The 23,860-nt window shown below is 45.4% G+C and carries 26 protein-coding genes and 1 other annotated feature; of the genes, 23 read left to right on the forward strand and 3 right to left on the reverse strand.

Going from position 1 to position 23,860, the window contains the following annotated elements:
• The first annotated feature begins 6 nt into the window (after positions 1-6).
• From mreD to G519_RS0110715, 14 genes are all read left to right on the forward strand, one after another.
• On the forward strand, positions 7-534 hold the full coding sequence (mreD, locus tag G519_RS0110650; RefSeq protein ID WP_036632618.1) for a rod shape-determining protein MreD: 528 nt from the start codon (positions 7-9) through the stop codon (positions 532-534).
• A 72-nt stretch (positions 535-606) separates the two neighbouring features.
• Positions 607-1,266: a septum site-determining protein MinC gene (minC, locus tag G519_RS0110655; RefSeq protein WP_029194667.1), complete on the forward strand. Its 660-nt coding sequence runs from the start codon at positions 607-609 to the stop codon at positions 1,264-1,266.
• A gap of 40 nt (positions 1,267-1,306) precedes the next feature.
• Positions 1,307-2,101 carry a septum site-determining protein MinD gene (gene minD, locus G519_RS0110660; protein WP_029194668.1) on the forward strand — a complete coding sequence of 265 codons (795 nt, stop codon included), beginning with the start codon at positions 1,307-1,309 and terminating at the stop codon, positions 2,099-2,101.
• Between the two features lie 7 nt (positions 2,102-2,108).
• Positions 2,109-3,257, forward strand: coding sequence for an FtsW/RodA/SpoVE family cell cycle protein (locus G519_RS0110665; RefSeq protein ID WP_029194669.1), 1,149 nt, complete (start codon positions 2,109-2,111; stop codon positions 3,255-3,257).
• A gap of 112 nt (positions 3,258-3,369) precedes the next feature.
• On the forward strand, positions 3,370-4,260 hold the full coding sequence (locus tag G519_RS0110670; protein ID WP_029194670.1) for a M23 family metallopeptidase: 891 nt from the start codon (positions 3,370-3,372) through the stop codon (positions 4,258-4,260).
• The gene (locus tag G519_RS0110675; protein WP_029194671.1) at positions 4,253-5,128 is read left to right on the forward strand and encodes a M50 family metallopeptidase; all 876 of its coding nucleotides are present in this window, start codon (positions 4,253-4,255) and stop codon (positions 5,126-5,128) included. The genes G519_RS0110670 and G519_RS0110675 overlap by 8 nt, the downstream gene beginning before the upstream one ends.
• 23 nt (positions 5,129-5,151) lie before the next feature.
• The gene (locus G519_RS0110680; RefSeq protein WP_029194672.1) at positions 5,152-6,315 is read left to right on the forward strand and encodes an Rne/Rng family ribonuclease; all 1,164 of its coding nucleotides are present in this window, start codon (positions 5,152-5,154) and stop codon (positions 6,313-6,315) included.
• 52 nt (positions 6,316-6,367) lie between these two features.
• Positions 6,368-6,456, forward strand: a sequence feature (ribosomal protein L21 leader region).
• A gap of 12 nt (positions 6,457-6,468) precedes the next feature.
• Complete coding sequence (gene rplU / locus G519_RS0110685; protein WP_029194673.1) at positions 6,469-6,780, forward strand: 50S ribosomal protein L21; 312 nt, start codon at positions 6,469-6,471, stop codon at positions 6,778-6,780.
• 11 nt (positions 6,781-6,791) lie between these two features.
• On the forward strand, positions 6,792-7,145 hold the full coding sequence (locus G519_RS0110690; RefSeq protein WP_029194674.1) for a ribosomal-processing cysteine protease Prp: 354 nt from the start codon (positions 6,792-6,794) through the stop codon (positions 7,143-7,145).
• 4 nt (positions 7,146-7,149) lie between these two features.
• Entirely contained in the window at positions 7,150-7,461 is a 312-nt protein-coding gene (gene rpmA, locus G519_RS0110695) for a 50S ribosomal protein L27 (RefSeq protein WP_029194675.1), read from the forward strand.
• Positions 7,462-7,789: 328 nt separating this feature from the next.
• Positions 7,790-8,482 (forward strand): Spo0B domain-containing protein, encoded by a 693-nt coding sequence (locus tag G519_RS47365; protein ID WP_161632916.1) that lies wholly within the window; start codon positions 7,790-7,792, stop codon positions 8,480-8,482.
• Between the two features lie 52 nt (positions 8,483-8,534).
• A complete protein-coding gene (gene obgE, locus G519_RS0110705; RefSeq protein WP_029194676.1) occupies positions 8,535-9,836 on the forward strand; it encodes a GTPase ObgE in 1,302 nt (433 codons plus the stop codon).
• Between the two features lie 554 nt (positions 9,837-10,390).
• On the forward strand, positions 10,391-11,464 hold the full coding sequence (locus tag G519_RS42585; RefSeq protein ID WP_036632623.1) for an anthranilate phosphoribosyltransferase: 1,074 nt from the start codon (positions 10,391-10,393) through the stop codon (positions 11,462-11,464).
• A 226-nt stretch (positions 11,465-11,690) separates the two neighbouring features.
• A complete protein-coding gene (locus tag G519_RS0110715) occupies positions 11,691-12,479 on the forward strand; it encodes a C40 family peptidase (RefSeq protein ID WP_029194677.1) in 789 nt (262 codons plus the stop codon).
• A gap of 58 nt (positions 12,480-12,537) precedes the next feature.
• Here G519_RS0110715 and G519_RS0110720 read toward each other — a convergent pair whose 3' ends face one another.
• Entirely contained in the window at positions 12,538-13,047 is a 510-nt protein-coding gene (locus tag G519_RS0110720) for an NUDIX domain-containing protein (protein WP_029194678.1), read from the reverse strand.
• 167 nt (positions 13,048-13,214) lie between these two features.
• Between G519_RS0110720 and G519_RS0110725 the strand changes: the two genes are divergently transcribed.
• The 5 genes from G519_RS0110725 (at position 13,215) to G519_RS47370 (ending at position 18,473) form a co-directional block, all read left to right on the forward strand.
• Positions 13,215-13,697, forward strand: coding sequence for an ACT domain-containing protein (locus G519_RS0110725; protein WP_084160112.1), 483 nt, complete (start codon positions 13,215-13,217; stop codon positions 13,695-13,697).
• A 30-nt stretch (positions 13,698-13,727) separates the two neighbouring features.
• On the forward strand, positions 13,728-15,014 hold the full coding sequence (locus G519_RS0110730; RefSeq protein WP_029194680.1) for a homoserine dehydrogenase: 1,287 nt from the start codon (positions 13,728-13,730) through the stop codon (positions 15,012-15,014).
• A 27-nt stretch (positions 15,015-15,041) separates the two neighbouring features.
• Complete coding sequence (thrB, locus tag G519_RS0110735) at positions 15,042-16,019, forward strand: homoserine kinase (RefSeq protein ID WP_029194681.1); 978 nt, start codon at positions 15,042-15,044, stop codon at positions 16,017-16,019.
• On the forward strand, positions 16,016-16,879 hold the full coding sequence (pheA, locus tag G519_RS0110740; protein ID WP_029194682.1) for a prephenate dehydratase: 864 nt from the start codon (positions 16,016-16,018) through the stop codon (positions 16,877-16,879). The genes thrB and pheA overlap by 4 nt, the downstream gene beginning before the upstream one ends.
• 229 nt (positions 16,880-17,108) lie before the next feature.
• On the forward strand, positions 17,109-18,473 hold the full coding sequence (locus G519_RS47370; protein WP_029194683.1) for a LysM peptidoglycan-binding domain-containing protein: 1,365 nt from the start codon (positions 17,109-17,111) through the stop codon (positions 18,471-18,473).
• Positions 18,474-18,544: 71 nt separating this feature from the next.
• Here G519_RS47370 and sigW read toward each other — a convergent pair whose 3' ends face one another.
• Positions 18,545-19,156 (reverse strand): RNA polymerase sigma factor SigW, encoded by a 612-nt coding sequence (sigW, locus tag G519_RS42595; RefSeq protein WP_051253315.1) that lies wholly within the window; start codon positions 19,154-19,156, stop codon positions 18,545-18,547.
• A 561-nt stretch (positions 19,157-19,717) separates the two neighbouring features.
• Between sigW and G519_RS0110755 the strand changes: the two genes are divergently transcribed.
• From G519_RS0110755 to ruvB, 4 genes are all read left to right on the forward strand, one after another.
• A complete protein-coding gene (locus tag G519_RS0110755; RefSeq protein ID WP_029194684.1) occupies positions 19,718-20,398 on the forward strand; it encodes a BofC C-terminal domain-containing protein in 681 nt (226 codons plus the stop codon).
• A 123-nt stretch (positions 20,399-20,521) separates the two neighbouring features.
• Positions 20,522-21,025 (forward strand): crossover junction endodeoxyribonuclease RuvC, encoded by a 504-nt coding sequence (gene ruvC, locus G519_RS0110760; RefSeq protein ID WP_029194685.1) that lies wholly within the window; start codon positions 20,522-20,524, stop codon positions 21,023-21,025.
• The gene (gene ruvA / locus G519_RS0110765; protein WP_029194686.1) at positions 21,022-21,651 is read left to right on the forward strand and encodes a Holliday junction branch migration protein RuvA; all 630 of its coding nucleotides are present in this window, start codon (positions 21,022-21,024) and stop codon (positions 21,649-21,651) included. The genes ruvC and ruvA overlap by 4 nt, the downstream gene beginning before the upstream one ends.
• A gap of 98 nt (positions 21,652-21,749) precedes the next feature.
• On the forward strand, positions 21,750-22,757 hold the full coding sequence (gene ruvB, locus G519_RS0110770; RefSeq protein ID WP_029194687.1) for a Holliday junction branch migration DNA helicase RuvB: 1,008 nt from the start codon (positions 21,750-21,752) through the stop codon (positions 22,755-22,757).
• 770 nt (positions 22,758-23,527) lie between these two features.
• On the opposite strand, the gene G519_RS52100 is transcribed toward ruvB, so the two are convergent.
• On the reverse strand, positions 23,528-23,860 hold a 333-nt coding region (locus G519_RS52100), incomplete at its 5' end, for an IS1595 family transposase (RefSeq protein WP_036632625.1).

The following is a 23,860-nucleotide window of genomic DNA, read 5'->3' on the forward strand; positions in this document are numbered from 1 at the left end:
CGTTAAGTGATTCGACATCTATTGTGGCTCATTCTACTCGGTTTGTTTATCTTGCAAGGAACCTTGCTTGTATGGCTGATCCCTTCAGCATGGCAATCTAACGTTCATGTTACACCTCATTTAACGCTTGTATTCATCTTGTTTATCGGACTTTTTCATCATCGTCATACCGCATTAATTTATGGGCTTTTGTTCGGACTATTGCACGACTTTAACTATTATGGATCGATGCTAGGTGTATATTCCTTCGGTATGGGGCTTACGGGCTATTTGGCCGGACTGGCGCAGCGAAGGCAGCCTAATTTGATTTTTTATAATTTGCTTATAACAGGCGTTGGTTTGTTCTTGTTTGAGTTTATTAATTATGGTATCAATCGGTTGTTCAAGCTCATTAATATTGATTTGAAGTTTGCTCTCACCCATTACATGCTTCCGAGTGTTCTATTTAATCTGCTAATCGCCTTGATTTGCTACGTTCCCATCCGCAAGCTGCTTGAAGGAAAGCGGATTGCGAAGTCCGGAAACGAAGATTAATTTTCCAGGCTCTAGGCAGGAGAATCCAGGACATGAGCCGAAATGTATAGGTTGGGAGGTCGTAGCGCAATTATGTCCGTAACAAAGCACCATGTGATGATAAAAGGGGTCAAGGATGGCCTTGTTTTTTTGCTAAATGACGCATGCGAATGGCAGATCTTGCTGCAAGAGCTGCAGCATAAGCTTGAGAAAACGCATCAACAAATATTGACTGGACCGATTATTCATGTGCACGTTAAATTAGGCAGCCGAGAAGCGACCGAAGAACAGAAGGAAGAAATTCGATCCGTCATTCGGCAAAAAGGCAATCTGCTTATCCAATCGATCGAAAGTGAGTTGCCTAAAGAGGAAGCTGCAGAAGAGTCTGCGGTTTCTATGACAACGCTCAAAGGAATGATTCGATCGGGACAAACCCTGCACAACGAGGGTGATTTATTATATTTAGGCGATGTTAATCCTGGCGGAACGATTACCTCTACAGGGAACATTTATATAATGGGGTCTCTTCGCGGTATGGCGCATGCGGGGGTGGATGGCGATGAGAATGCGATTATTGCTGCTTCTCATATGCGTCCCACGCAGCTTAGGATTGCTGGAGTCATTAGTCGTCCTCCGGACGAATGGGGAATCGAAGAGGCTTTCATGGAATTTGCTTATGTAAAAGAAGGTAAAATGGAAATCGACAAGCTTCACCAGCTTCATCGAATTTGGCCGGAATCGACTGTGAAATAATCGTTTGTATATGTGAAAATAGCGTGTGGGGTGAGAAAATATGGGAGAGGCAATCGTCGTCACTTCAGGGAAAGGTGGCGTTGGTAAAACAACGACATCAGCGAATCTTGGAACGGCACTAGCACTTTTGGGGAAAAAAGTTTGCATGGTAGATACCGACATAGGACTGCGCAATCTGGATGTGGTCATGGGTCTGGAAAATCGTATTATTTATGATCTTGTCGATGTTGCAGAAGGCCGCTGCCGTTTGCCGCAAGCATTGATTAAGGATAAGCGCTTTGAAGAGCTTTACCTTCTGCCAGCTGCTCAAACGAAGGATAAGCATGCCGTATCTCCAGAGCAAGTAAGAGATATTATTTTGGAGCTCAAAAAAGATTTCGAATTTGTCATTATCGACTGTCCAGCTGGCATCGAACAAGGCTTCAAGAATGCCGTAGCCGGTGCAGACAAAGCAATCGTTGTTACAACACCCGAAAACGCGGCTGTACGCGATGCTGATCGCATTATCGGCTTGCTGGAGAATGAGAAAATCTCCTCGCCTAAGTTAGTCATTAACCGCATTCGTCCAATGATGATGAAGAAAGGCGAGATGCTGGATATAGATGAAATATGCTCCGTGCTGGCCATAGATTTATTAGGGATAGTTCCAGATGACGAGCATGTGATCAAAGCAGCCAACTTAGGTGAACCCACCGTGATGAATCCGTCGTCGCGAGCAGCTATTGCTTATCGCAATATCGCTCGCCGTATTTTGGGCGACACGGTGCCGCTCATGCCATTGGAGGACAAAACAGGCTGGGTCAAACGTATGAAAAAGTTTATCGGAATAGGATGATAGGTCAGTGCTTGCCAAACTGAAAAACATAGATATTCCTATTGTTGTCATTTTGTTTGCCTTTATGGTCATTAGTACGATGCTTGTGTACAGTGCATCTATCGATCATCCTAAAATTAACGTTAGTATCACGAAAATACTGGTCTTATATGGCGTTGGTTTAGCAGCATTCGTTGCAAGCAGTTTATTTGATTATCGAGTACTAATTAGAATCGCTCCCTATCTTTATGGTATCGGCATCTTTTCTCTAGTTGCTGTCTACTTTTTTGGGACGAAAATCCATGGGGCGCGCGGCTGGTTTGAGCTCCCGGGTGGCTTAACCTTTCAACCAGCTGAGCTAGTAAAATTAATTTTAATCGTGGCTGTTACTGCACTATTGGCAAGGCGCAAAGGTGATTTACTGCAAATCAAGAATGATATTATCCCAGTCTTTGCAGCTGTGTTGTTACCGTTTATCTTGGTCCTCATTCAACCTGATCTAGGGAATGCGATCATTTTTGTGATCATTCTTTTGGGCATGATTTGGATTGGTAATATTAAATATTCGCATGTCTTACTTAGCACAGTCGTAATCATAGGCTTTGGATTCTTGTTTTTGACGTTATATAAGTATTTCCATCAGTCCTTGTTTGATTTGCTTAAGGGTTACGGTTTTAGTCATTGGATGGATCGTATCGATACGTTCCTTTATCCCCAAGATGTATCTGCTGACGATAATTATCAGGTTCGTAATGCGGTAAGAGCGATCGGTTCAGGAGGCTTGGAAGGCGAAGGTTTTCTAAAAGGGACCTCCGTTCACAGTAATTTCATTCCATTCGCGTATTCCGATTCGATTTTCGTCGTCGTTGGTGAAGAATTCGGTTTCCGCGGGTCAGCGGTTCTACTGTTGATCTATTTTTTACTCATCTACCGTATGATCCTCATCTCGATCCAAAGTACTCAGATTAGCGGAGCTTACATTGTGGTCGGTGTGGTTTCCATGTTCGTCTTTCAAATTTTTGAAAATGTCGGGATGATGATTGGGATCATGCCGTTAACGGGTATCACTCTTCCTTTCGTCAGTTATGGAGGAACCTCTCTACTGATTAACATGCTTTCATTAGGCCTCGTGATGAGCGTAAAGCTGCATCAAGAACGTGAACCTGAATTTTTCTAATCGTACTGCAAATGCATGGCCCTTGACCTTCGGTCAGGGGCTTTTTTTGTCCACATAATCTTGTCCCTCTTCTCATAGGCTGTACAAAGGTTAACGATGGGGAGGGGCTTCCATGGAAGTCAAAGATAAAGTGAAACAGCGAAGAATAGAACGACTTCGCAATTTGCGCGAAACGTCAGATCCTTCTAACGGGAGTGGAAGTCTAGTAGGACCCTCTAGAAATAGGGGGAATTCGTTGCCCATACATCATTCCGAAGTACCTCTCTATGTGGATTCCGATTGGAAACGGCGAATGGAGGATCCCGAGTATGCATGGCAGCAAAAATTATTAATGGACCCGGCATTAGTCGGACGTGATTATCTGAGGGATGGTGAAAGAGGGGTGTTGGCGCCGCCTTCGCCTCGTAAGATTGCGGTCAAGCTGTTCATTAGCTGCGTATTGTTTGCAGCGTTGTACGGGATGTTCCAGCTTAATCAGCCTTGGGCTAATAAAGGAAAGCAAATCGTGACCTCTTCGCTTACACAGTCGTACGATTTCTCGTCGCTGTCAGCTTGGTATAGCGATAAGTTTGGAGGATCACCTTCATTCATTCCCAGCTTTAATCGAGAAGGGAATGAGGCCATAAGAGTGAATGCCTCTAAGCGCACCTTTTTTTCTCCTGCAAAGGGGAGTATTGTTACACGATATGACGGGACTTCCCATATGGGAGTTAATTTGAATACCATTGAATTTGTGCCGGTTTATGCGTTGGATACCGGTCAGGTCATTTTCTCCGGAGTAGCTGCTGATACAGGTCTAACGATTGTGATTCGCCACCCGGGAGGTCTACAATCCTTATATGGCGGATTGAGTGAGGCCAATGTCGAGGTAGGTGACTGGATGAAAGTTGGTGAACCCATCGGCAAGGCTTCGAAGAAGGATCCTGCAAAGGGGACGCTGTACTTTGCCGTTACGAAGGACGGGCATCCTGTCAATCCATCGGATGTGATCAGCTTTGATTAAATGGGCCGGAACTACGTACCGATTCCACCCCTTATTTACGCTCATTATGATTGGCTCAGCCATTACAGGGTACTTTCTGGAGGCCGTTACGTTATTTGGCATCGTACTGGTTCACGAGTTTGGTCATTTGGCTGCTGCCAACGGCTTTGGCTGGAGGGTGCGGGAAGTGCAGCTTCTGCCTTTTGGGGGGGTTTTGATCGTTGATGAGCTTGGGACGGCGCCGACTCGAGAAGAGCTGATTGTTTCTCTAGCTGGGCCGCTGCAGCACGTATGGATGATTCTTGTTGCTTTACTCATGAAATGGGTGGATGTGGGCGCAAGCAGTTGGTGGGATTATTTCATTGAAGCTAATTTGATGATTGGCTTATTTAATCTCATTCCAGTTATGCCGCTTGATGGCGGCAAAGTGATGCAGTCATTGTTAGGATATTTATTGTCCTACCATAACACGATTTTATATACAACTTGGATTAGTATGATATTAAGCTTGGCCATTATTGTTATAGCCATAATCCAGCTGATCAACGGACACCTCCCGCTAAATATATTAGCCATCGGTATTTTCTTGCTTGTATCCAATTGGTACGCCTATCGGCAGCTGCCCTATCACTTTTTTCGCTTTCTTATTGGTCGTGGGAACCGAATGAGTCAATTATTGAGCCGCGGGACATTAGCACAGCCGATTGTCATTACGAAACATCGCACAATGGCGGAAACACTGAAGCTTTTTATGAGAGAAAAATATCATTTAATCTATATCGTCGGAGAAACGGGGCGCATACAAGCCGTATTGCCGGAACAGCAATTAGTGAGCGGTTATTTGGATGGGAAAAAACCGGGGAGTGCAGTTTCCGATCTTTTCATGTAAAATAACTGTTGAGGTGAACGTGTATGAAGCAACTTATAATTCACTGCGCACCTGATCTTACACAAGCGGCATTGCTTGAAGATAGTCGTCTTGTTGAGTATGATACGCAGTATCCGCTTGATTCTCAAAGAGCAGGCAGCATCTACATGGGTCGCATCGTCAACGTACTTCCCGGCATGCAGGCGGCATTCGTCGATATCGGTCTTGCGAAGAATGCCTTTCTATATATAGACGACCTCCTACCCGTCCACTTGGACAAGCAGCCTAAGATTAAACCTTCTATAACGGAGCTCGCCGAAGTCGGTCAGACGCTGATGGTGCAGGTGACGAAGGATCCGCAAGGTACCAAAGGTGCAAGAGTAACAACGCATGTTTCCATTCCTGGCCGCTGGATTGTCTATATGCCAGACGCTGATTATATTGCTATATCCCGTAAAATTGATCTGGACGCAGAACGGCAACGCCTCAAACAGCTTGCAGAAGGCAGCTTGCTGCCTGGTGAAGGTGTTATTATACGAACAGGTGCTATTGGTCAAAGTGAAGAAGCGATTCGTGATGATTTGCACAATTTACGAGAATTATGGAGTGCTATCGTGTCCAAAACGGAAGAGACACATGCGCCGGCGCAGCTATATCAGGATCTTGATCTCCTGCCCAGACTGGCCCGAGATGTCATTACCGATGACGTTCATGAAGTTTGGCTAAATGACGCCAAGGTGTACGAAGAGATGAAACAATTATTGCGAAAGCAGCAGCCGAGTTGGCGTGGGCGCGTAGCTTTTTATGACCGCAAGATTCCGTTATTTGATCAATTTGGTGTCACAGAAGAGCTGAATCAGAGCTTTAGACGTAAAATTTGGCTGCCTAGCGGCGGATATTTGATCATTGATCAAACCGAAGCACTTACCGTGATAGATGTGAATACGGGCAGGTATACCGGTTCCATTGATTTAGAGCAAACAGTTACCGATATTAATCGAGAAGCGGCGAGTGAAATTCCAAGGCTTCTGCGTCTTCGTAATTTAAGAGGCATTATCATTGTTGATTTTATAGACATGAGCTCGGAAGTAAATCGAGCAGCCGTGATGGAGAACATCACACAAGCCGTGCGTAAGGATCGCTCCAAAACGATTATTGTCGGTTGGACCAAGTTAGGCTTGCTTGAGATGACACGTAAGCGGAAATAATAATTGCATTGCAAAATGTTTCTGTGATATAATATTCGGAGTGTGTTGTTTAGGCATGCTGTAACCGCACGAATCGGGTCTAAGCACGGATAAGGATGGGTTCCTAACCGTCACCTGGACAAGGCGAGTCTGAGACATGAGGAGGTAATGAAAATGTACGCAATTATTGAAACAGGTGGTAAACAGTACAAAGTTCAAGAGGGCGATGTTCTTTACATCGAGAAATTGAACGCAGCTGAAGGTGAAGTTGTTTCTTTTGATCGTGTGTTCTTGGTTTCCAAAGAGAGTGGCTTAGTAGTAGGTGCTCCATTGGTTGCTGGTGCTTCAGTTTCCGCGAAAGTGGAGAAACACGGCAAAGGCGCTAAAGTCATCGTTTATAAGTACAAGCCGAAAAAGAACTATCACAAAAAGCAAGGTCATCGTCAACCGTACACAAGAGTAGTAGTTGAGAAAATCCAAGCGTAAGAGGCAGCCTTATGATCTATGTGACCATAGAGCGTCTTGCACCGGATTCACCTCAGATCTCATCTTTTGTAGTGGAAGGCCATGCTGAATATGACGTACCTGGCAAAGACCTGGTCTGCGCTGCAGTATCAGCGGTAACGTTTGGTACTTATAATTCGATTGAATCGCTGACGGGCGTGATTCCCATTCACGAGATGGAACGAGGCTTGATGGATGTTACAATTCCAGAGAGTACACGATCTGTTCCGGAGACATGGAATAAGGTCCAATTGATTCTAGAATCGATGGTCGTCATGCTACAAACCATTGCAGACAATTACGGTGACTATATAACGATTGAAACAATCTATCACAAAGGAGGATAACACCATGTTGAAATTGGATCTCCAGTTTTTCGCTTCCAAAAAAGGGGTGGGTTCCACAAAGAACGGACGTGACTCACACTCTAAGCGCCTTGGCGCTAAACGTGCTGACGGTCAAACCGTTACTGCTGGAAGCATTCTCTACCGCCAACGCGGTACGAAAATTCACCCAGGAACGAACGTAGGCATCGGTTCGGATGATACACTTTTCGCCTTAGTACAAGGCGTAGTGAAATTCGAGCGTTGGGGTCGCGATCGCAAAAAAGTGAGCGTATACCCAGTTGATGTAGCTCCTGTGGCTGCAGCTTTAGAAGCGTAATGTGAATCCCTGGCGAGCGATAAGCCCGCCCAGGGATTTTTTTCTAATTCGAAACAAACCTAATATAGGGATCTTTGGTTGTAAACCAAAGTCTCACATCTATAATATAGGGATCTTTTGTTGGAGACCAAAGTCTCTCATCTAATAAACGCGGTCACTCATCTCGAATGGCAGAGGTTTTCTCATTTGTTTGGTGAAGTTTGCTAGTACATCATGATATACTGGATGAACGGTTACAAAGCAGGGAGAACGGAGCGAACGGGGAATGAAACGAGCGGGCAGTACGCAAGTTTATTTATTAGCACTTGTGCTCATAGGATTGACGGGAATGATGTTTGTGGAACCCTGGATTGTCAGGGGGGCATTACTACTGATCATTGTCTTTTGCGGTTATACCGCCTTCAAGTTGGAAGCGAGTAGATTGGAAGAGAAATGGAGCCAAGAGCTCCGTCAACAGGAACAAAAGGCTCAACAGCAGTTAATTCAGGTCATAAATCGTTTGCGTCATGATTGGATGAACGATACCCAAATTTTATTTGGTTATATTCAGTTGAAGAAGTTTGATAATTTACAGCCTTATATGGAAAAAATAAAAATGACTATGCAGCAGGAAAGTAATCTCTCCAAGTTAGGTATTCCATCGTTAATTGCTTTCTTGTTGTTGTTTCGCGTCCAGTCGAAATCACTTGAGCTGGAAGTTGAATTAGATCAAGAAATCAATCTTGGACAACTCCCTCTGCATGACGGCCTCATCGAAAGATTGGTACGTCAAACCGTGGAATGCGTTCAAGAGCATGCTGCGGCAAGCTATGGTGAAAGTGGTACACTTAGCCTGGAATTTGATGTTCAAGAAGATGGCTTACTGCTTGATTTTGTATATCAAGGCCCCTATAACAGGGAGCAACTTGAAAAAGCTTTGAAAGAAACCCTGCTTTCGAGAGCGAATTCTTATTCACTAGAGCAGAGTGAATGGCAAGAGGAAGAAGCGGTCATCACATTGCGGTTGCCGTTTCGTACATAATAAAGGGATCTTTGGCCCAAGACCAAAGCCTCTCCTTAGTTGAGGTGTAGAAATGTTTGTTGATAAAGCGAAGATATTTGTTAGAGGTGGCGACGGTGGCGACGGTTTAGTTGCTTTCCGCCGTGAGAAATATGTACCAGAGGGTGGACCTGCAGGTGGCGACGGAGGAAATGGCGGCGACGTTATATTCCGTGTAGACGAGGGTCTTCGTACACTGATGGATTTCCGCTATCAGAAGCACTTTAAAGCGGAGCGCGGCGAGAAAGGCCGTAACAAGTCGATGCACGGCGCTAATGCGGAAGATATGATTGTACGCATCCCTCCAGGCACAACCATCATCGATGATGACACTGGGGAGGTTATTGCCGACTTGACGCGTCATGGTCAAGAGGTTGTCGTGGCCAAAGGCGGCCGAGGCGGCCGAGGCAACACACGCTTCGCTACAGCACGAGTAACGGCGCCAGAAATTGCTGAGAACGGCGAAGAAGGTGTGGAGCGTTGGGTTGTGCTGGAGATGAAGGTCATGGCCGACGTCGGCTTAGTGGGCTTCCCAAGCGTTGGGAAATCCACGCTATTGTCGGTTGTCTCTGCCGCAAAACCGAAAATTGCGGCGTATCACTTTACAACCCTCACCCCGAACCTTGGGGTTGTGGATGTTGGCGATGGACGCAGCTTCGTCATGGCGGACCTTCCCGGTCTTATTGAAGGGGCCCACGAGGGCGTGGGGCTCGGTCATGAGTTCTTGCGTCACGTAGAACGGACGCGAGTAATTGTGCATGTCGTGGACATGTCTGCTGCAGACGGCCGCGATCCTTACGAGGATTTCCTCAAAATTAATGAGGAAATTAAGCTCTATAATGCTAAGCTGGAGCAGCGTCCGCAAATTGTTGTTGCCAACAAGATGGACATGCCGGAATCAGAGGACAATCTGGCTTTGTTCAAAGAGCAGATGGCGGCGGATGGCAAAGAGTTCGAGATCTATCCGATCTCAGCTTTGACACGAGGCGGTGTGCAGGAGCTTCTCTACAAGATCTCGGACATTGTGGAAAGTATCCCGAATGCTCCTGAAGTAGAAGGTGTAGCTGATAAAGAAGAGCGTAAAGTGTATCGCTTCGAGAAGCGCGAGGAGAATGATTACACGATTCGTCGAGAGAACGATGTATTCATTGTCGAAAGTCCTTCCATTGAGAAGTTGATCAAACGAACAAATTTCAGCACGCAGGACGGCATCGCTCGTTTTGCTCGTATTTTACGTAATATAGGAATCGATGACGAATTGCGTAAACGTGGAGCTGTCCATGGACAGACGATCCAAATTGGTGATTTTGACTTCGAATTTGATGAGAAGCATTAGAATAATGGAAACACTTATCCAATGGATGAGTGTTTTTTTGTGTTTAAGAAGTTAGATTTTTTTGGGTTAGGTGATATGTTCGAGCTTGCTCCTTGTTTAACATTAAGCTATGAATTTTGCTGAGATAAGTTAGATTGAGGATAGTTATGTATTGATTCGGTAAGAGGCCATGTTTTTTGTATTTAGTTTTTCTGTATTTAGATTTCTGTTTTCTGCCTTTTGGAATAAATGGGAATTTAACGCGGATTAGCTTGTCTAATGTTGCACAAAGTACAACAACACACGGATAAGCGAGTGCAAGATCAAGATCAAGAGAGCAAGAACAACAGCAAAGCGCATACGTCACACACGTTGTAGCATTCATTACTCAAACCTTAATAAATGCTTTAACCGAAGGACGGCATTAGCCGTTCTTTTACATTTAAATACGAAATTATGTCATAAAACTTGACACGTAAATAGAAAAAGATTACGATTTTACTGAATAACATAAATTTATGTCATTTAATATAACATAATAAGTCGTGTGGATATAGGAGAAAGGAGGAATTTTGATGAAAAGATGGATTCAAGCGATGGGAACAGGTATGCAAGGCTCACGTGATTTATCTTATGAGGAAGCTGTAGAAGCAGCACATGAGATGGCCAGAGGAGATTCAACAGACGCTCAATGCGCAGCTTTCTTAATGGCCCTATGTATGAAAGGGGAAGCTGACGAAGAGCTGATGGCATTCATTGATGTTTTCCGCAGCTACTCTTTGAATTTCCATGCTTTTGCAGATTCACTCAATTGTGCGGGACCGACAGAAGGCCGGCAATATTTTCCTATCACACTGCCAGTTAGCCTCCTGCTTGCTTCAGTGGGTTTCTCCCAGGTGCTAATTGGAGGTGATTCACTTCCGCCGAGACAGGGGACCGCAATGAAAGAACTGCTGGAAAGCTTCGGTGTTGCGATAGATTTGTCAGTGAAAGCATGGGAAACGATGTTGTTTCACCTGCATATTGGATTTCTTCACACAGATCAGCTTTGTCCGCCGCTAGGGAAGCTTAAACAGATTCGCGAGCAGTTAGGATTGCGAACGATGATGAATACCGTTGAGAAAGTCATAAATCCCGTACGTTCATTGAATATGATTATAGGCGTCAATCAGCGGAAAGCGATGGAATCTCTGATTCCCATATCCATCCGATCAGGTTTTCAAAATGTGTATATTGTCAACGGGATTGAAGGATCCGAGGATCTGCCGATCTACCAGAACCGTACAATAAGGATCGTAACCCCCTGGGGAGATGAGTCGCGAGTGGTTGAACCGCAGAAATTTGGTTTTATGAGTGAGCCTCTGCAGCCTTTAAGCAAAGATGATCAGGTTACCATGGTGCGGCGTATCATTGCTGGAGAAGATTCAGAGGAATTGAAGCGGGAACGTGATCATGTCATTTTTAATACGGGACTTCGATTGATGTGGTTTGATAAAGTGGGGAGTTATGAAGAAGGCTTTCAACTAGCGGAATCGTTGCTGCAAAGGAAAGAAGCCCACAAAGTCATGCAGCGATGGGTGGATCAGAGTCATCACTTTACACTCCAAGATCATCCGAAAATCCGAGATTCATCCGCCAAAATTGGATAAAAGTCTTTCCTCTGTGCTGTAGGGTATTCAGCTAAAGGAAGGCTTTTTTTATTTCCATAAACTAGAATGATTAGGGGTGTAACGCCAATTAATTGTGCTTGTACCCACCGAAAGGAGGTCTATTTTACGAATGGATATGAAAGACGACGGCTTTCGAAGCCTAGTAGACTGACGAAATAGAAGCAGATGCTCGTTCTGGATCACAGAAGGCTAGGAGGCCAACATCATGAAAAAACAACTACTGACTCTCGTACTTGTTCCAGCCCTTATCTTTGGCGCTGTGACAATTCCTTTACCTAAAGAAGCATCGGCTGCATCGACAGGTCAAATTATTAAAAGTGTAAGTCTTCGTCAAAGTGCCGATGAGAATTCTACGCGTATCCGTTACTTGAAGGAAGGCGAGAAAGTGACCATCCTGTCCAAAGTGAACAGTTGGTGGTACAAAGTAAAAGCTTCAGACGGGCGTGAGGGTTACATAAGCACAAGCGCGCAATACATACAAGCATCGGGTGTTACTTCCCCTGGGGATTCCAACACGAATGGTGATTCCGGCAGTGGTTCAGGAGGTTCAACAAATGAAAGTGTTCAAAAAATCATTGCTGCTGGTAAAAAGTATCTAGGCACGCCCTATGAGTATGGATCAAGTCGTGATAATACAAAAACCTTTGATTGCTCTGACTTTGTCCGACAAGCTTTCTTGGATGGCGTTGGAAAGAAGCTGCCAAGTGACTCTAGAAGCCAAGGGAGTTATGTGAAATCTCTCGGGCATGCCAAAACAAATTGGCACGATCTGAAGGCTGGCGATCTCATGTTCTTCATGTCTTACAAAGGGACAAGCCAATCAAATTACAGCGGGATTAATAAGTCTACTCAGACCATTACGCACGTGGCTATTTACTTAGGAAATGGACAAATCTTATCGACATACTCCAACGACAGTGGCGGTGTTCGGATTGATTCCATTGAAAATCGCCATTGGGAGTATCGTTTCTTATTTGGAGGCAGTGCGTTATAATAGTTGTAAAAAAGGCAGACATCGAGAAGTCGATATCTGCCTTTTTTTGCTATTCTTATTAAGTCTGCAGGGGATCTACCAAGGGGTTCCAGTGAATCGTAGGTTCGCCTGTGTCCAGTTGAATTCCTGCAGAACCTACCCATGGATGCTCCGTAAGGCCTACGCTGAAATAATGTTCAAGCAAGCATCGAAAAATAAAAGGGATTGGGCGCTCCAGCACCTGATCTTTAGGAATCCAATGTAAATCCCCTTCGGGTGTGACGATTCGCGGGTTCACATCTGTCGTACCGATATAAAAAAATTGCTGGCGAACTTCTTGACCGTTCAATCGAAGTAAAACATACTGCATGCGCAGCCCTTGGATTTCATCATGCTCAATGCCAGTCTCCTCCCACACTTCGCGCAAACAGGCTGCCCGCGGGTTATTCAATTCACTTGGCTCCAGGTGACCGCCGATCGCAGCCCATAATCCTGGCGATAGCGAACGTGTTAAGGAGCGTTTCATCATTAGTAATTCGTTCTGGCTGTTCCACAGGAGAGCCGTAGACATCATGCGTAATGTAATCATGGAGGCGATCCCTTTCTAATCTAGTACTATCAGCTTATCATAGTGAAGTCAGGTGCTGCAAAAGATGAAAAATGAAGATGTGAATTGCCTATTGCTTCAATCCGTGCGATTCGATATAATGTCCTCTATAGAGACACATTGGTCTTTCCAGAGAGGACGGTGGTGAAGTGCCGGAAAGCAAAGATTTTTTACAAACGATCAAGCACGCCGGTCCTGAGAGGTACTACTTAGTCCGGGAAGATATATTGCCAGAAGGAGTACTCAAGACAGCTCAGGCTAAGGAGCTGCTTGCACGGGGTGAAGTGAAGACGATTCACGATGCCGTTGAACAAGTTGGACTCAGCCGCAGCGCTTTCTATAAGTATAAGGATGGTATTCACCCTCTCAGCAAACTGGAACGAGAGCGCATTATCACCATATCCATGGATTTGGAGCATCGGTCCGGGATTCTGTCTCGTGTGCTGGCTCTCATTGCTAATTTGGATGGGAATGTATTAACGATACATCAGACAATTCCTCTGCAGGGTATGGCGAATGTCGTCATTTCAGTAGAGACCTCGTCGATGGGGGAAGAGATCCGTCAATTGATTAATCGACTTCAAGCGCAAGACGGGGTCAAACGTGCCATGGTCATCGGTCAGGGCAGTTAAGATAGAAAAACAATTCAGGAGGTAACATTCATGAAACCCATCAAGGTTGGTTTACTCGGATTAGGCACTGTAGGAACAGGCGTAGTCCGCATTATCGAAGGACATCAAGAGGATTTACAGCGTCAAACGGGCTCATCCATTGAAATTTCAAAAATTTTAGTACAAGATAAATCAAAGCTTCGCAACATCTCCGTGGATGCAGATAAATTGACTGAACAAGTATGGGACGTTATTGGTGATAGTGAAATTGATATTGTCGTTGAAGTGATGGGCGGAGTTGCGGCAACCAAAGAGCATATACTAACTGCGCTAGGCAATGGCAAGCACATCGTTACGGCTAATAAGGATCTTATGGCGATGCATGGTGCTGAAATCTTGGCAAAAGCAGCTGAACATGGCTGCGATGTATTCTACGAAGCTAGTGTTGCCGGCGGTATTCCGATCATTCGTGCACTCGTAGAGGGCTTCTCCTCTGACCGTATTACGAAGATTATGGGCATCGTGAACGGTACTACTAATTACATTTTGACTAAAATGAGTCAAGAAGGCGCTGCTTATGCCGATGTTTTGAAAGAAGCACAGGAGCTTGGCTACGCAGAAGCAGACCCAACATCTGATGTTGAAGGGCTGGATGCAGCTCGTAAAATGACCATTTTATCCACACTTGGCTTCCACGCCAATGTTGCTCTGAGTGATGTTGAAGCGAAAGGTATTTCGAAGGTATCCAAAGAGGATATTCTTTATGGTAAAAAATTAGGCTACGAAGTGAAGCTGCTAGGAATTGCTGAAAATCATGATGGCCATATCTCTGTGAGTGTACAACCTACTATGGTGAAAAACTCGCATCCGCTTGCTTCCGTGAATGGTGTATTTAATGCTGTTTATGTAACGGGCGAAGCAGTAGGCGAAACGATGTTCTACGGTGCTGGAGCAGGCGAGCTGCCGACGGCAACTTCTGTCGTAGCAGATTTGGTTGCTGTTGTTCGCAACTTGAGGCTGGGCGTGAACGGACGTACGGTGCTGGCGCCTTACAAAGAAATGAAGCTGAAGACAGACGAACAGATTGCTTCCAAAAACTTTATTCTTCTACACGTTGAAGATAAAGCGGGTGTACTTGCACAAATTACGCAAATTTTTGCTCAGCACGAAGTTAGTTTGGAGTCTGTGTTCCAGCACCCGAACCAGTCCAATCCGAAGGCTGAAATTATTATTATCACTCATGATGCGAACCAAGCCAGTATGAAAAATGTGCTGAGACAATTCGAATCCATGGATGTTATTCACGCCATCAAAAGCGTCTATCGCGTAGAAGGCTAAACTATTGAAAAGAGGCGCAATTTCGAAATGAGTTATAAGGCAGTGAAAAAGGTAAGAGTGAAAGTGCCGGCAAGCACGGCAAACTTAGGTCCTGGCTTTGACTCACTGGGGATGGCCTTGAACTTATATGCCTGGATTGACATGGCGATCTCGGAGCAAACGACGATTCATTTAATCGGCGATCAGATGAACGGAATTCCAACGGACAAGTCCAATTTAATTTATAAAGTCGCGCAAATGGTATTTGAACAGGCGGACGTTGCACACCCTGAGCTGGACATTGCCATGTACAGCGATATTCCGCTCACACGCGGTCTAGGCAGCAGCGCGTCAGCCATTGTTGGTGCGCTCGCTGGCGCGAATGCTCTAATCGGGAACAAGCTCACGCAATATGAGCTGTTCCAGATCGCGAGCCGCCTGGAGAAGCACCCGGACAATGTCGGGGCCAGCTTGTTCGGCGGGATCGTGGTTGCGTTCTGGGACGGCGAGAAAGCAGAATCTATTCGAATAGAGCCGGACGATAATTTGGAAGTGCTGGTGGCTATACCAGCATTCCAGCTTTCTACAGAGAAGGCGAGAAGTGTGATGCCGAAGCAAGTAGCTATGAAGGATGCGGTGTTCAACCTCAGCCATTCATCTTTGCTTGTTGCCGCGCTAAGTACCGGCAATCTGGGGATGATCCGTCATGCCATGAAGGACGCGCTGCATCAGCCTTACCGTGCGGAGCTCATCCCGGGCATGAAGACGCTGCTTGAGCAAGCAGAGAACCATGGTGCGCTAGGGGTTGCACTCAGCGGAGCTGGACCGACGATGCTTGCGCTAGTGGATGCGCGAAGCGGTCAGAAAGAGGAGCTGGAGGCATTCCTAAAGGACACGCTTGCTAAGGAAGATATTGAAGCTCAGACGTTATGGTTAAAGCCGAGCGTAGAAGGCGTGGCGGCCATTCTGTTACAGGAAGATGACGGAGATTTGTTATCATTCGTTAAAAAGGAGGTTCTTGCATGAAGCGGGTAGCCATCCTAGGACCAAGTACCTTCTCGGAAGAAGCCACCCGTCATTTTTTGGGTGAAGACTTTACTTACGTTTCATACAAGCTAATTTCTGAAGTGTTCAATGCGACAGCGTCAGGTGAAACGGAATTAGGCGTTATTCCCATTGAAAATACACTTGAAGGCTCCGTTCATTTGCATGTCGACTGGCTCGTTCATGAAGTTGATCTGCCTATTCGCGCAGAGTGGGTATTTCCTATTGATATGAACCTCATTGGATATTCGAATCCTGACGGACAAACGGAAGCTTCAAACCCATATGGACATATTCGTAAGGTATTATCTCATCAGGTCGTCCCTGCACAGTGCAATAGATTTATGAAGCAGTATTTGAGCGAAGCAGAGTTTGAGCAAGTAAGCTCCACAGCAGAGGGAGTGCGTATTGTATCGACGCTGCAGGATCCTACCGTGGCTGCTATCGGAACGGCTATTGCATCTACCAACTATGGTGTTCCTATGCTTCAAAGGGAGATACAGGATCATAAAGACAATATGACTCGGTTTCTGCTGGTTGGTACCGAAGCTTCGGAACTGAAGTCCTCGGAAGAGATGAAAACTACCATTTTAGTCACACTGCCTGAAGATTACCCGGGTGCCCTGCATCAGGTACTCTCTGCCTTCGCTTGGCGCAGAATTAATCTTTCTAAGATTGAATCCAAACCGACTAAGAAGAAACTTGGTACTTATTATTTCTATATTGATATTGCAGGTTCCCTAGATTCCGTTCTCTTGCCATCTGCCATTCAAGAAATTGAAGCGATTGGTTGTCAGGTTCGAATTTTGGGTTGTTATCCGAGTTATTCGTACACGAGTTAATACCGTTCTTCCCTTGCGTTCATTACGCGAGGGATTTTTTTTGTCCAAAAGGGGCAAAAGCCTAGGAACCTGCATAAACTGTAATATCATTGTGACTAAGCGAATGCTTACGAAGCAAGTTTTCTTGCGAGGACTCGAGATTATGCTCTCTAAGCAAGTTTTCTAGTGAAAACTCGAGTTTATGTTTACGAAGTAAGTTTTCTAACGAAAACTCAAAGGAGGTATGGTGTTGAAAATCCACATTGTCAAAAAGGGCGATACCCTTTACGAGCTTGCGAAAAAATATCAAACCACGTTGGACGAAGTCATCGCACTTAATCCGCAAATTGCACAACCGGATCATCTTGACATCGGGATGAAGGTGAAAATACCTTCCAAACCGAAGCCAGTTAGTCCACCAGTTTCAGATTATGTCTATAAACACGTTGTGGAGCAGGGAGATAGCTTATGGAAGCTTGGTAAGGCTTGGGATGTACCCCTCCAAGAGATGATTAAAGCGAATCCTCATCTGAAGAATCCCAATGTCTTAATGACGGGAGAAATTGTTTATGTGCCCAAGATGCATCATGATCACGTAGAAGCTAAGCCATTGTCGATGTCTAAAGTATCGACAGAACCATTTGCTCCAGTCCCATCAGCTCAGCCGTGGACTGTTGAAGAACCGTATCAGCAACCATTTATGCCCATTGCGGAAGAAAAGATAAGTCAAATGCCATCTACGCCGTATGTAGAATCGATGCCGTTGGCGGAGCAACCGTTTGTACCTTCACCGATGGCCTCGGAGCCAGTCATTCCAGCACCTGAGCCTGGAGTTATTGGTCTCAATGCACCCTATGAGCAGCAAGCGGTCCATCCCTTCAAGCAGTTTCACATTAAAGCGACTGAGGTATTTGCCTACCCAGGTTCCGAGCAACAAGAAGTGCCAACATATCCGGCTATTTCACCGTATCAACAGTCACCATATGAGCAATTTCCGCATCATGCAGAGCCAACCTCCTATCCAATGAGTCAAGATGGTTGTGGCTGTGGAGGGCACTCGATGATCGAACACCCATGGACGACATTCCCGGCGGGTTATCCAACCGGAACCGTAGAAAGTCCTTGGGATGGTTATCAGTATGGTTTTCCTACAGTTCCTGGGTTATATCCCCCAGCTGCTCCCTATGACATGCAACATACTGGACATAATCCGTATGAATACCAACAGGCTCCCTATGACATGCAGCAAACTGGACATAATCCATATGACTACCAGCAGGCTCCTTATGGCATGCAGCATACTGGACATAATCCATATGATTACCAGCAAGCTCCTTATGGGATTCCTTATGCTGGAGCTCATTACCAGGCTCCTTATGAGTCGCCAATTATGCCACAAGTCCACACACATGAACTAGCGCAAGAGACCGATACCGAAGAAGTTGTTGAAATTGACATCCGTAAAGATAAAAAAGCAAATAGGTCGAGCAGCGGCAATTCTTCCAAAAAAGTCAAATTGTCAGGTACAGAAGCACTCAATGCTTTCTTGAAACGTCAACAGAGAGCTTCTGAAAAGCAGGAAGCCAAGCAAAACTCACCTTGGATTAACGTCTGAAAAAGAACAAGAAGCCTCCTAACCACAGGACTTGTGGAATAGGAGGCTTCTTAATCTCGTTATGCTATGGATTAAGCAATCATACCCAATGTGAAAAAGGTCATTAAACCGATAACGAAATTCATGCCCCATTTTTTGCGAAGCAGTTCACGTCCGCGGTGTAAACGAGTTTTCACGGTTGTAATCGGTAAATTCAGCTTTTCGCTGATTTCCTGAAGGGAGAGCTCTTCCAGATAGTATAGCGTAATGATACTTCTATATTTGTCAGCTAATTTATTAATGGATGTATGCATATGTTCTTGAACTTCTGACTGGAGTACAACGTGCTCAGGAGACTGATCTTGACTCGCAAGCTTACTGTAGTAGCTGTAATCATCGTCATAATCGTTCAGCTCGGCATCTAAGGATTGAACGGGTCTTTTTTTGCGCAGCAAGTCGATGGCGACATTTTTACCGATGCGATAAATCCAAGTAGAGAAGTTCTGACTTTCATCAAAGTGGTTTAAGTTCAAATAAACACGGATGAATGTTTCTTGAACGATGTCCTCTGAATCAGGTCTGTTATGCAGCATACGAAAAGCAAGTTTCTGTATTTTGTTACGGTATAACTCGACTAGCTCCACGAAAGCGTTGCGGTCTCCCCGTCTGGATAATTGAATTAATTGAAGTTCTGCCACATTCATGCTGTTCCCCTCCTAATATAGGGATCTTTGAGCGTGCTCAAAGTCTCTCTGCTTTGGGATCTTTGAGCTGATCTCAAAGTCTCTCCGCTTATAGTTTTCGTAAGAAAACTGGTATCGCAAACTTAGCATTTGCCTTTTCAAATATATATCGGTTTCCCTGAATAAGTATGTGAATTTTTCATCTACTTCTGACTATATCATTTCTGTGGCTACAGTCAAATTTTAAAGCTAGGGAGAGCTTATTTTATACCCATTTGTTACCGAATTCATGGATGTTTGGTGACTTTTCTGAGCTGGAGTTGGATAGGAGGCTGAAGTTGATCGCGGTGAGGTTACACCGGATTCATTTTTTTGTACTTCATTCCAAATGGCGACTGCCCCCCATAACAGGACAACTCCTATAATTAGGAGTGTTGTACGTTTGATTCGTTTTCTACCGTTCATGTTTGGGCTTCACCGTCCGTCTTGATTGGTTTCATACACTCCCTCTATGGTAAATGATGTATAGTGTCACATGCAAATGGAAACAATACGGAAAAACGAGAATAGAAGGGGATATCGGTGAATGTAAGACAATTTTTGAAGCATTTGAAAAGAAGGCTGCGTTGGAAACGTAGTTGGTTGACTTTAGGAATGTTCCTTGCCGTAGTTATGGTTAGCTATATATTATATGCAACTGGAGGCCTTCTAAGTGCTGGTGATAACCCCGAAGGAGCAGTAAGATCGACCTTTGCTGGTCTTACACCGGTAGACGATCAACGTCTTCAAGATGCGACGACAACGTTGAAAAGTATAACGGATAGCAGAAAGAGCTATTTACTTAAGACTTATGTTTGTGGCGAAGAGCGCAGTCAGTTGGGCCTGCAAACCCCTCAAGAGTTAATGAAAATGCAAATGAAGCATCCAAATTGGTTACTAAGCATAGGGGCGAATGGAGAGGTCACTTTTACCGAAAATATTGATGATTTATCGCCGGCATGCAAGGAAAAGGCGGTATTCGGCATCGACGGCAGCAGCAATCTGTCCCTATTTAATGGAACACCAGCCAAAGATAATGTGATTCGAACATTTTTTCAATTGAATATTAAGCATTTAGAAAGCAGTCTTCCGCGCGAAACGGTGAAGCAGCTCCATGAAGGGATTCGAGTCACTGATTTGGAGGAGTATAATAGCGTATTATCAACTTTCAGCGATTATGCCATGCCGCCACAAGAGACTGAACGGGCAATGACAAGTCCATAATAAGGTGATCGTAGGATGAAGAGGTAGATCGGGAGATTCCTGAGTCTATCTCTTTTTTTTGTTATCTGCTATAATGAAATGACTACATATGTTCGCTTTTTTAAAAGATGGGAGAGAATTGCTTTGCGTATTCTAGGTATTGATCCGGGGATCGCGATCGTTGGTTTTGGCTTTATTGATAAGATCGGAAGTAAGCTCATTCCTGTGCAGTATGGTTCAATTCAAACCGAAGCACATACGGACCCTGGGATCAGGCTGAAAGATGTCTATGATGCTACGACGCAATTAATAGAGAAGTATAAACCTGACGCGATGTCGATAGAGAAATTGTTCTTTAATCGGAATGTAACGACGGCATTCACAGTAGGACAAGCGCGGGGGGTCATGATTCTTGCGGGTGTCCAGGCTGGGTTGCCGATTGCTGAATATACACCGCTTCAAGTCAAACAATCCGTTGTAGGCTATGGGAATGCCGAGAAACATCAAGTGCAGGAAATGGTCAAAATTTTACTTAAGCTATCGCAAATACCTAAACCTGATGATGTGGCGGATGCGCTTGCGATTGCTATTTGCCATGCGCATTCTTCAGCTTTGCAATCTAGGATAAATGAGGTCGGGAAACGATGATAGATTTCTTAAGAGGAAAAGTTGCGCTCCGTGAGAGCGACTATGCTGTGCTGGATGTGAACGGCGTAGGGTATCGTGTATTCTGCCCGAATCCCTATGCGCTGCCGCATAAAGAAGATGAAGATGTGACGATGTTCATTCATTATCATGTGCGTGAAGATGCTCATTTGCTATTCGGTTTTATTTCACGGGATGAGCAGTCTTTGTTCCGCTTATTGCTTGATGTAACGGGAATTGGCCCAAAGGTTGCACTGGGAATTCTTGCTGCAGGTGGAAGACCGGAGGCTGTGATTCTGGCAATTAGCCAGGAAAATCTGGCCTTCTTAACCAAGCTTCCCGGCATAGGAAAGAAGACTGCACAGCGGATTATTTTGGATCTGAAGGACAAATTGGGTTCGGTAAGCTTCTCAAGCCCGGAGGCTGCGGTAGCATTAAGCGTTGTCGGATCGGCGCAGCTTAGCGATGGTGGTCATGCTTGGAGCGAAGCGAAGGAAGCATTGATGACGCTTGGCTACACGGAAGCTGAAGCTGATCGCGCTTGGTTGCAAGTGAAGCCAAAAGCGAATCCGTCGGATTCTGTTGATGTGTTGATGAAGCTTGCGTTGCAAGCTTTGTATACGATGTAGTGAAGGTGGATTTGGCTTGCAAAAGCAAGACCCAGCGAATGTTTAAAAAGTGCTTACGAAGTCAGTTTTGCTAAAGCAAAACTCTAAGGAGGATCACCATGGACAATGACCGGATTATATCGGCTAATTTAATGATGGAGGACAACACGATTGAGTACAGCCTACGTCCTCGTTATTTGGCCGAATATATCGGCCAGAAGCAGGCAAAGGAGAACCTCAAGATCTACATCGAAGCTGCCAAGCAGCGTAAGGAAGCGCTTGATCATGTGCTGCTGTACGGGCCGCCTGGCCTCGGCAAAACGACACTGTCCAACATCATCGCCAACGAGCTTGGCGTGAATATAAGAACGACCTCCGGCCCTGCCATCGAGCGGCCGGGCGATTTAGCTGCCATCCTGACGAATTTGCAGGAGGGCGATGTGCTCTTCATCGACGAAATTCACCGCCTCCACCGTACGGTGGAAGAGGTGCTTTATCCGGCGATGGAGGATTTTGCCCTTGATATTATCATCGGCAAGGGGCCGAGCGCACGCTCGGTGCGTCTAGACTTGCCGGCGTTTACCTTGATCGGCGCGACGACACGCGTCGGACTGCTTTCTGCGCCGCTGCGCGACCGTTTCGGGGTCGTCAGTCGGCTGGAGTTTTATACGGTGGAGGAGCTCACCTACATCGTCAGCCGAACGGCCGACATCCTGCAGGTCGGCATCGTCGGTGAAGCTGCGCGCGAGATCGGCATGCGCTCGCGGGGAACACCGCGAATCGCGAACCGCTTGCTGAAGCGGGTGCGCGACTTTGCGCAAGTGAAAGGCGATGGCATTATCACGCTGGACATCGCCAAAGAGGCGCTCAAGCTCATACAAGTCGATGACCTTGGACTTGATGAGATTGATCATAAGATGCTGCGCGCCATCATTCAAAGCTTTCAGGGCGGCCCAGTTGGGCTCGAAACGATTGCCGCCACCATCGGCGAGGAGAGTCAGACGATCGAAGACGTCTACGAGCCTTATTTGCTGCAAATTGGATTCTTGCAGCGCACCCCTAGAGGCCGGATGGTAACGCCTCAGGCCTACCATCATTTAGGTTTACCGGTGCCGGAGCAACGATAATTCGTGATCTTTTGCCGCAGCTGAAAGGCGGGCAAAAGATTTTTTTTGTTGTATTGGAAATTATGATAGATGTAGCCAAACAATATTTGTTCATCCACCTGTGAACATACTCTCTTATATCTGTTTCCCGAACTCAACACGTACCGGCATCACCAGGTTTTAGCGGAACGTAGAAGCCTCTATTTCCCGCTTTCGAGGTGGAAAAACCGGTAAAACGCGAAAATAGGGCCCTACGTTCCGCGTGCGAGTTCCGCATCGACATAATCACCGAAATAACGGCACCTGGTTCCCCGCGATCCTCAGATTTGCAGCCTAGATGTTCGAAATCACTCCACAGAGTTCCGCATTCAAGCCGACCTATAATCCAGTGGATTTGACCACTTTTTTGTTTCCCGTCGAGTTTGCGGAGCAAGAAAGCGTATTGTTTTTTGTTTCTTTGTTTTCCGTCCTGCTTAAATAGCTCAAGGAAGCTTAATGCACTTTCTATAAATTAGAAGTGTAGGTGGGGGAAATCTCTGATTCCAGAGCGGAATGTATAGCGATGTTGCACTATCTACAACAATTTCCAGCCTTTATATGGTTTTAAACAGCGATTGTTTTTCAAAGTACAACAGTTTAAGGCAATACCTCCCCATTTAGACTCCTAAAGTTGAAAATTGTTGTATTTTTTGCAACATGAGGAGGATTATAGGGGGAATCCGAATGAATTGTTGCACTTTTTACAACAAGCGAAGTCACTTCAAACATTGCAAAAGTATTTTTTTTTTTGATTATCCAACTAGCTCAGGATAGGTAATCGTCGTAGACGATAGGCAACAATGAACTAACCTATTGAATAACTCGCTTTTGACCTCACGGCGGTTGAATCGATAGCAAAACTCATCGAGATATGCTTGTAGGTGCTTAGGATCTAAGCCGTGGTAGGTACCACCAATAAAAGCTTTCGCATTAGAGATGATCGTATGAAGCCACTTTAGATGATCTGGATTTTCTTTCAGGTCGTACTTTTTGGCTTCATGGTGGAAGCCATTTTTGGCCAAAGCTTGATAAGAACGATATCTATCGCTGGCAATCGTTGATCCAGCTTCAATGTAGGTGGTTGC

Origin of the sequence: Paenibacillus alginolyticus DSM 5050 = NBRC 15375 (assembly GCF_000422905.1) — a bacterium.
Lineage (GTDB): Bacteria > Bacillota > Bacilli > Paenibacillales > NBRC-103111 > Paenibacillus_E > Paenibacillus_E alginolyticus.